The 9,129-nt window shown below is 63.2% G+C and carries 8 protein-coding genes; all 8 read right to left on the bottom strand.

The window, feature by feature from the left end:
* Positions 1-762: phosphogluconate dehydrogenase C-terminal domain-containing protein (locus VN887_00335; protein ID HXT38445.1), on the bottom strand; the 762-nt coding region annotated here is incomplete at its 3' end.
* A 31-nt stretch (positions 763-793) separates the two neighbouring features.
* Positions 794-1,732 carry a hypothetical protein gene (locus tag VN887_00340; protein ID HXT38446.1) on the bottom strand — a complete coding sequence of 313 codons (939 nt, stop codon included), beginning with the start codon at positions 1,730-1,732 and terminating at the stop codon, positions 794-796.
* Between the two features lie 3 nt (positions 1,733-1,735).
* Entirely contained in the window at positions 1,736-3,001 is a 1,266-nt protein-coding gene (locus tag VN887_00345; protein HXT38447.1) for a PQQ-binding-like beta-propeller repeat protein, read from the bottom strand.
* Positions 3,002-3,003: 2 nt separating this feature from the next.
* Positions 3,004-3,867 carry a hypothetical protein gene (locus VN887_00350; protein HXT38448.1) on the bottom strand — a complete coding sequence of 288 codons (864 nt, stop codon included), beginning with the start codon at positions 3,865-3,867 and terminating at the stop codon, positions 3,004-3,006.
* Positions 3,864-4,703: an NIPSNAP family protein gene (locus tag VN887_00355; protein ID HXT38449.1), complete on the bottom strand. Its 840-nt coding sequence runs from the start codon at positions 4,701-4,703 to the stop codon at positions 3,864-3,866. The genes VN887_00350 and VN887_00355 overlap by 4 nt, the downstream gene beginning before the upstream one ends.
* Positions 4,700-6,160, bottom strand: coding sequence for a hypothetical protein (locus VN887_00360; protein HXT38450.1), 1,461 nt, complete (start codon positions 6,158-6,160; stop codon positions 4,700-4,702). The genes VN887_00355 and VN887_00360 overlap by 4 nt, the downstream gene beginning before the upstream one ends.
* 17 nt (positions 6,161-6,177) lie before the next feature.
* The gene (locus VN887_00365) at positions 6,178-8,304 is read right to left on the bottom strand and encodes an SMP-30/gluconolactonase/LRE family protein (GenBank protein ID HXT38451.1); all 2,127 of its coding nucleotides are present in this window, start codon (positions 8,302-8,304) and stop codon (positions 6,178-6,180) included.
* A partial coding sequence (locus tag VN887_00370) for a glycoside hydrolase family 140 protein (protein ID HXT38452.1) occupies positions 8,301-9,129 on the bottom strand: 829 nt, incomplete at its 5' end. The genes VN887_00365 and VN887_00370, both read right to left, overlap by 4 nt.

Consider the following 9,129-nt stretch of genomic DNA (forward strand, 5'->3'; position numbering starts at 1 on the left):
CTTGAAGAGCACGGGCTTGGCGCGCTTGCTGATCCTGTAGGCGGCATCGGAGAACGTGCCGTTCACTTCGCCGAAGAGCACCGCGATCTGAATGCGCAGGTGACCAAGCACGAAGTCACGGACGGCATCCTTGGGCACGCCTGCCGCGACGAGACGATCATGGCCTTCCTTCACCACTTCCATGCAGGTTTGCGCCAGTGTCTCGACGAGGGCCGGCTCCAACATCCCCATCTGTTCCACCGTCACGCGGTGTGCGCGACTCACGGGCGCATACATGGCAGTGGAAACTTCAAGTCCGAGTTCATAATAACTCTCCGCGCCCCACATCAATGCCACCACGATGCCCTGCCTGGCCGTGATGCCGCCGTAGAAATCGCGGAATGCCTTCTCGGTCGGCTCCCAATTGAACACGCTCGGATGACACGGATGCACGATGACGCAGCCGATGTCCTCGCGGCGCGGGAGCTGGTTGTCAAGCGGCGCGGCAGGATCGAGCGTCATAAGCAGCGCGCCGGTCTTCATGGCGGGCACGACCTCGCGCGCGACCGCCCCGATGGCGACGTCCGGCACGGCAAGGATGACGACATCCGCAGCGGGCACCGCCGTCGCCGGGTCGGAAAGCGCGACGCCACGCTGGTGCAGGTTCTCGATGCCCTTGGGCGAGACTTCGAGGTAATGAACCTTGTAGTTCGTCTTGAGAAAATTGTCGGTCAGGCGGCAGCCCATTTTGCCGCCGGCCCCGATGAGGGTGATTGTCTTCATTCGCTGGTGGTTTGTTGTCGGTTGTTCGTGATCAGCGCGACGCGGGCTTCCAACTTGCGCGGCTGCCATCAATCGCCATCTGAAAGCGGAGTGATTCAACGAGTGTGGCCTCGGTGCCGTCCGGTCGGATCACCCACACGGGGCGCTTGTCGGCGGGCTTCTCAGAGTAAATCTTCAGCATCCGCTCCTTGTTGCTCCAGTAGCGCTCGTCGGTGCGACGGAAGGAAATCCATTTGCCATCCAACGACCAGGCGCTCGGTGTGCAGACACTCGTACCGCTGAAGGTCGTGAGCTGGCGCCGGCCGGTGCCGTCGAGATTGATGATGAACAACTCCAGCGCATCACCGACCGGGAACGAATAGACGAGCTGCTTCGAGTCCGGCGACCAGTTCGGAAACGTCGCGCCGACTTTGCTGATTTCTTTCACCACCTGACGCTTGTTCGTGCCGTCGTGGTTCATCACGAAGACTGTCACCCCGCCGCCTTCGTGGCCGGTGTAGGTGATGAGCTTGCCGTCGGGCGAGAGCGTCGGGTCGTGGCCTTCGCCAAAAACTTCCTCGCCGGTGCCGTCAGGCCTGATGCTGGCCATCTCCGGTTTGTCGCCGTGCTTGCCGAAGACGATGCGCTCGCCGCGCGGCGTTTTCTGCCAGCTCGGCATGTAGCAGACGGCGGGTGTGCGATTCAACCGGCGCACCTTCGAGCCATCGGCGTTGCAGACCCAGAGATTGGTCGTCCCTTCGCGGTCGCTCATGAAGCAAATCTGCTTTCCATCCGGCGACCAGCACGGATAGCGGTCCTCAGACTTCGGCGAGCGTGAGACGTTGAACATGTCGCCCGTCGTCGGGTCGGCGATAAAGACTTCCGTGTCGCCCGTGCGGACGGAAGTCACGAGGAGTTTGTGGCCGGAGAGATCGGCGGCGAATGCTGCCGTCGCCAGGCCGAAGGTGATCAAAATCAATCTGGTTTTCATAAATCAGTGGTTCTCCTCGACGCAATAGAGGTGGTTCGCCGTGCGAAGAAAAATGCGACCTTGAGAAAACGCCGGCGACGCCTGCACCTTTTCGCCAAGCGGGTTCTTCGCTAGCACTTTGAATTCGGGACCGGCCTCGATGACGGTGGTCTCGCCGTTGTCGCTGAGGAAATAGATACGGCCCGCCGCGCCAACAGGTGAGGCGGAAAAATTTCCTCCCACGCGTTCCTGCCACACGAGTTCGCCGGAGTCCGCCTTCATGCAGGTCGCGACGCCACCGTCGGTCAGTGCGAACAGATGAGGCTTCATGTAAAGCATCGAAGGCACCTTCGGCATGCCCTTCTTCTGTTCCCAGACGAGGCTGGTTTCCTTCAAGGCACCCTGGCCGCCGAGGCGGAACGCTTTGATCGTTTCTTTGCCGCCCCAGCCGCCGGATGTGAATACGAGTCCGTCGCCGAGCACGACCGATGGCACTTTGCCCTCGCCGATAACTTCACCGCTCCACAGACGCTCGCCGGTTTGGAAATCAAATCCCTGAACGACATCGCCGGCCTCGCTGACGACTTCCGTCTTACCGTCGTGCTCCCAGATGTTCGGCCCGCCGTGCGAGATGCGGGAGAGACCGCGCTTGCCCTTCCAACGCCCCCGGCCGGTCTTCGCGTTGAGGGCGATCAGGTAGGATTGATCCCACGGCTTCTGCCAGCCGAGTTTCTTGTCGTCACCGTCGTTGCTGCCGTCGCGCGCCATGATCAACAGGCCGCGATGGAGAATCGGCGAGGAACCCAGACCGTGTTCGCCGTAGAACGGGTAATCGCGATTCGTCCAAACAATATCGCCGTCGAAGCTCAACGCCGCAAAACTGCCGTCGCCGAAACAGGCATAAACCCGCTTTCCATCGGCCGCAGGTGTGGGTGTCGCGAACGAGTTGCGCGCCTGCTTTTGGCGGGGCACCTGCTGGAAAACTTCCTTGTCCCAAAGAATCTTTCCCGACTTCGCGGCGAGCGAAAGCACGCGGCACGACTGGCCGTTCTCCGTCGCGGTGGTGACGAACACCCGGTCGCCCCAAACAATCGGCGACGACCAGCTTTCTCCGGGGATGGCCGCCTTCCAGAGCACATTCGACGTGCCACTCCAGTGCAGCGGAACGCTCGACTCCGCCGACAAGCCTTGGTGAGCCGGCCCGCGAAACTGCGGCCAGTTCTCCGCCTGAAGCAGCGTGGCCGAAGCGAGCAGCGCAGGAACGAAAACGTGGGGAAAGTTCTTGTTCATGATCAATCCGAACTGAGTTTAACGAGCATCCCGCTGATGCGTTCGTTCGCGCCTTTGCGGGTGATGAGAATTTTGCGGTCCACTTGCTTGCGCTCGAATTGATCGAGGTTGGTGATCTTCACACCAGCATCGAAGCGCGCCACGGCTTCCTGGCAACCCATTTCGTGCGCAGCCTCGGCCGTGCGGTGGTAGAAGTCGCGCGAACCTCCGAGCATCATGTCGGCGAGAAAATAACGGACGTTCACTTCGGGATAGGCGAGATCGGAGTTCAGCCGAATGTGCGCCGGATCGACGGGCGTCTTGGTGCCACGATAAACGAGGCGCACGGTGGCCCAGGTGGACTGCAAATCAAACCAGTCGCCGTTCAGCATCCGGGCACCCGCGTTAAAGCGACGTAATGCCTCCGACACAGCTCGGTCCTTCTTCGCGCGTCCATGAAAGTTTTCATGTCTTGCTCCCCTCGTCAGGCACCCGATCACTTCACGTATCACGCGCTGATCCAATCCAATGTCGGAGGTTAGCAACACTTCATTGCCGGTGGTCGTACGGTCCGACCCGCGCAAGACCACGCGCATCACCCGCCCATCCTTGCCAAACTGGTTCGTTACCCAGCGGCGCTCGAACTCATTCGTGTTCACCACGCGCGCGCCCGCGTCCCACAGCCGGATGGCCTCGCGCGAATCCGGGTCGCGCTCGGTCGTGGCGTAATCGCGATAGAGCTTCACGCTTCCGCCCAGCGTGAGGTCGGCGAGGAGGTAGCGCACCTGCGGCTCGCGCCAGACGACCTCGGTCCAGTCGGCCGATTGGGCGCGGCCCGGCAGGTCAAAGACCGCCAAGGAGACGAGGAGGAGGAAGGCCGGTTTCATTTTAGGGTGGAGAAATCCACAGGGGTGAGTTTGTACGCGGTGACGCTCGAGCGCAGTCTGCCTTCGCGCTCGGTGTCCTTTTCCACGCGCTGCCACTCGGCGTCCTGGTGAAACGCGGCGATGGTTTTTTGGATCGCCTCAACACTTTCGCCGGCGAGCAGCACGACGAACTGATCGTGGCCGTTCGTGTCCTGTCGCTCCGCGACCCACCAGCCGATACTGTGCAATCCGTGCCGCTCGTAGATCGGCACCGCATGATCCCGCCAGCGATTGCGGAAAGCTTCGAGTTTGCCGAGCGGCACGGAGTAAATCCGCAAGTCGAACACGCGCGGCTTCGCGCTCGCGCCAAAGTCAAACTTCGCCGTCGCATCCACGGTGAGCGGCAGCGACTCGATCTTGTCCACCGTCTGGCCGTGTTTCTGGTTCGAGGCCGCATAGCCTGCCTTGAATTGCGGGTCGGCGCCAAAGTCCTGCTCCTGCTTTTGCAGTTCCTCCTTGCTGGCCGCCGCCATCAGGTACGCGAACGTCCCGCCGTTCGTTGTGCCGGGCGCGGTCCAGTAGCCGACGGTCCGGATGCCGTGCTTGCGTCGCAGCGGTTCCACGGTGTCACGGAAGCGCTCCAGCGCGCCGTCCAGTTTGTTGGAGGTCACGGTGTAGAGGCGGAGTTCGTGGTAAGCAGCCGCCGCGGATTCGGCCGCGCGCAAACCAGTGACGCTGCTTAACACGACGACCCCAAGCAGGCACGCCCAGCATCGCTCGCCAACGAAGGTCGATAGGATTGGACGGGCCGGGCGCTGCTCGGCGCTCCGACGGATTGGAACGGGCGTGGTGTTCATGCAGCCAGAAGCTTTTCGTAGTCTGACGTCCACTGATTCGCAAGCCACCGCGCGATGCGGTGAAGTTCCTGCGCGCCTTTCCCCTTTGCGCGCTGGTGGCGGGAGGCCATGGCGCGAACGTGGGCGAGTTGCTCGCGGAGCGCGGCGCGTTTCTTCGCGTCGAGTTTGCCGCGTTCGGCCCGGCTGCGCACCAAGCCTGGCGTGGTCAGCGCGCCGGGCACGGACCAGTCGCGGTCGGTGTTCAAGACCTGGAAGAGGAAGAACAAGTCGTCCACCTGCGTGGACTGCCAGTCGCGGCCGAAAAGTTCGCGGCCGAGTCGAGAGCGGAGTTCGTCGTTGGACAGATCGGGATTCGCGGTGAGTTCACGGAAGACGAGGCGGATGGCGCGCACGGGCAGTTCGCGATACGGATTAGCGCCTTCCTTCAGCCAGCCGAAACCGAACGGAACCTGCCGCTTCCCAACCAGCCACGGTTCGTTCCACTCCGTCTTCGTCATCACATAGCTGTAGCATTCGAGCGACGGCAGGTAGCCGCTGCACTTCGCGTCCCGCGCCTTCTTCACGCCGTTGCGGATGCCGGCGACGTCGAAACGGCTGGGCGCTTCGTTCCACCACCACGCGCCTCGGGCCTGGGCGATGAGCGCTGGTTCGAGTGCGGCGCTGTGCGGGGTGAAGAAGAGCGTCCAGCGCGGATCGAACGGCTGCTTGCTCGCCGTGGCCTCGGCGAAGGAGAACCGCAACTTCGCGCCGGAGAAATAGTGCGGATAGACAATGACCGTCGCGTCGGGCTTGCGCGCCCAGACTTCGTTCGAGAGGTCGCGCACGAAGGCGAACTCGTGGTCGAAGAACTTCGGCCCGCACTGGTCGCAGTGGCAGATGGCGTAGTCGCTCGACTCGATGAACAGTCCGTCGGCGTCGGGGCAAAACTCGAACGCCAGCTCACGCGCATACTCGCGCATGAAGCGCTGCGACTCCGGCTTGGCCGGACAGAGATTCCAACCCCAGCAGCCGATGCCGAACTCGGCCACAGGCTTGCCGTCCTGACCGACGGCCTTCAGTTCGGGATGCTCAATCGGATATTGATTCACTCCATCGTAGCCGAACGGCGTGAAGCCGAGCAGCACTGTGATCCCGCGCCGATGCGCGTGGGCAATGAGTTCGCGCGCGAAATCGCGCTTCACGTTCTCGTGCTCCTTCGCCCACTGCCAGGTGACGGGAAATTTCTTGGAACGAAACGCGCCAGCGATCCAGAGAATGATCGTGTTCGCGCCATCCGCCGCCGCGTCGGCGAGAATCTCCTGCCACACGGCCAGTCCAAACGTTGGCATTCGCATGAAGCAAAGATAATAGCCGCGCTGTGCGAAGACGGGTCTCGGCTGTGCGCCAAAGCTGAGCGCAGGCAAAGCCAACGCCGAAGTCGCGGCGGTGGTGGTGGTGATGAATCGGCGGCGGTTCATGGTCGCTGCGGGCAGATTCACGGCTTCGCACGCGGCCGGAGCGGATTCTCCAACCGATAGACCATCGTCTTCGCTTTCCAGTCTTCCTCCACAAACACGAGGTAGTCGCCGCTCTTGAGCTGCACCGCGCGGAGGCTGTCGCAGAAATCCGTCCAACCGCTCTCGCCGCTGACCTCCGGGCCGGGCTTCATGGTGCCGAGCCATTGACCAGTGTGATTGTCGTGAACGAGGACGTTGGCCTGCTTGCAATCCACGAAAAAGGCCAGATCGCCCGCGACGTGGAAGGCTTCCATGAACATTTTGTCCGGCGTGTAGGGAAGGTTCACGCGGTAGCGCAACTTCGGTTCGCGTGTCCAGTGATCGAAGCACGCGAGCACCGTGCCGGCGGTGCCCCACTCGCCGCCGCTAACCGGATGGTCCTTGGTCTGGCCGGTCAGATACATCGTGTCGGTGGCCGGGTCATACTCCGTGCGCAAGAGATCATTGAACGGCGCGGGCATCGGCCAGTGATCCGGCTTGGGGTCATGCTGCGGATTGTGATGCGCGTCGAGTCCGGTGAAGCGCCAGCGCCAGATGCCCGTGTCGCGACCGGCCTGCCAGATGTCGCCCCGCGCGTCCACGTTGCTGGCCCAGTACTCACCCGTCGGCCCTTCGGTCGGCGTGTATTCGCCCGCGTCGAAGCGGCCGTTGCCGTTCGAGTCGCGCCAGAAGAAGCGGCCTTGCGCCGGCTGACCATCCGGCCGCCAGTCGCTCTTCTCCGCTTTAATCGGCTCCGAACTCAACACCGCGCAGGGCACGGTGAGATCGCCGTCAACGCGATAAAATCCAAGCACGCCCTGCCACATGCCGCGCTGACACAAGAAAGTTTTCCCGCCGAGCACGCGCACACTGGTGGCGCATTGGAGCACGGGCTGGTGCAGGCGCAGGTCGTCCGGGAAGCGAAACGGGTCGAGAGTGTGCGCGACCCACCGCCAGCCCTGGCCCGGCGGCGCTTTCGGATCGAAAGTGTAACGGTCGTCCGCTGTGAAGAGGTCGCGTCCGTCGCTCGCGGGTTGCGCGTCCGCCACGTCGAGAAACTCAAGGCCGAGGACCTCCCACTTCAACTTACGCTTCGGCGTGAACGCGCGCAGCACTGTGCCGCCATGCGGGACATTGCACGTCACATAAAAATTACCCGCCGCGTCGAAGCCCGCGCCCGTCGGCCCGGCCAACCGCATCGGCCCGACGCGCCCTGGATGTGGCCCGGCGAACATTCCGCCTTCTTCGCCGAAGGTGTCCACGAGTTTAGCGGTCGATGGGCGGACGTCAAAGAACAACACCTGCTGGCGCGGCCCGTTGTCGGTGACAACCAGCCGTCCGTCCGGCGCGAACGCCAGCGAGGTGGCCACGGACTTCGCCGGCAGCGGCACCGCAATGTCGCGCGGTTTGCCGTCGGCGGTGAATGAGAGGATTTTTTCGCCGCCACTCTGAATCGTCCACACATTGCCCGCGGCATCGAGCGCGAGCCGCTCCGGTTTTTCCGCCGCGAAGTCGCGCACCGGTTGCATCGTTTCGAGATCGAGCACCCGGATGCGGTTCCCGGTGGTATCAGCGATGAGCAGTGATTTGCCGTCGGTGGCGAGACCGCGCGCGATCAGATCGTGGTTGTCCGGCGCTTCGCGGAACACGGCCATGTTTTTGAAGCGCGTTCCGCCACCGGGAAACGGCGCGACCTTGCCGTCGAGCGTCCAGCGCGAAACTCCGAAGTAGCAGATGGGCTTGTCGCGGCGCGCTTCGCCGGCTTTCACCTCGGGCTGATCTTCGCGAACGCTGGTGTTGGCGTAGAACACATACTGGCCGGACGCCGCGACCGCCTTGCCGCCGCGCATGTGCGTGTGGTCCAGTTTCACGACGGGCTGGCCGTTCTTGTAGAGACCCACTTCGCGGCCTGCCTCATCCCAGAAGCTGCCGACGACACACGTGCCATCGGGCAGGACGCACAGTTCCTCGGCGAAATTCTGCACCCAGTTGGAGCCGCCGCCAAAGGTGTTGCCGAGCCAGGTGGTCGTGTAGCGCAACGGCTCCGCGGCCGGGAGCGGGTTGCTGGCAACAGCGAGCGCGAGAATCGAGAGAAGGAAACGATTCTGATTCACGGTGTATTTCACAAGCGTGTTCCCGGGGCGGGAAAATTCTTCGCCGCGTCGTCGAGCACGAGCACCCAGTCGAGCATTTCACCCTTGTCGGGCGGGCTGAATTCGCGTTCGCCGCTTTTGGAGAATTCGCCGATGGCCGTGGCCTTGCCGTCGCGCGGGTTGAACCACCAAGCCTTCACCTTCGCGCCGGAGATTTTTTCCATCCGCACACTGAAGGCGCGGCCCACCGGCGCGTAGATCATCGCGTAGCTGCCGCTCTCGTCGCGCGTGGCGGCGAAGCGGCGTGTGCCCGCGCCCGGCACGCTCGTCGGCACACGGTCGGTGACGAGGATCGAGTCGTCGGGAATGCGCGTGAGGAACGGGCGCGACTCCATGAGTGCGCGGCCATGCTGCATCTGCGCTGCGCCTGGTTGATCAATCGCTTCGGACCACGGCATGAGTGGGTTGTTGATCGGATTTTTGCCCGGCGACCACATCTGCCAGACGGAGTGATGGCCGTAAGTATGGCCACACGCGCCGCTGAACAAATCCCAGTAGAGCGGGCGACGCGCGTCGGCGGCGAGGGAGTGGCCGAAATTCTTCGCGTTGAAGGACACGGGGTGCCCTTCGTAAATCGGCTCGCCGTCGAGCACGGGTTTGACGGGCGTGCGGTCGTAATCCTTGCGCGTCTGGTCGTAGTGGCCGGTGAACTCGGCGGCGTGGCCGTTCTGCCGCATGTTGAAGTCCAGCCAGGGCTCGTCGTGGAACCATCGCGAGGAGCCCGAGCCGCCGGGCGGGTGGAAAGTGATCAGGTGCGCTCCGCCGTCGCCCTTGCGGAGGCCGCGTGCCATCGCCCGG

It is taken from the genome of Candidatus Angelobacter sp. (assembly GCA_035607015.1).
Taxonomy (GTDB): Bacteria; Verrucomicrobiota; Verrucomicrobiia; order Limisphaerales; family AV2; genus AV2.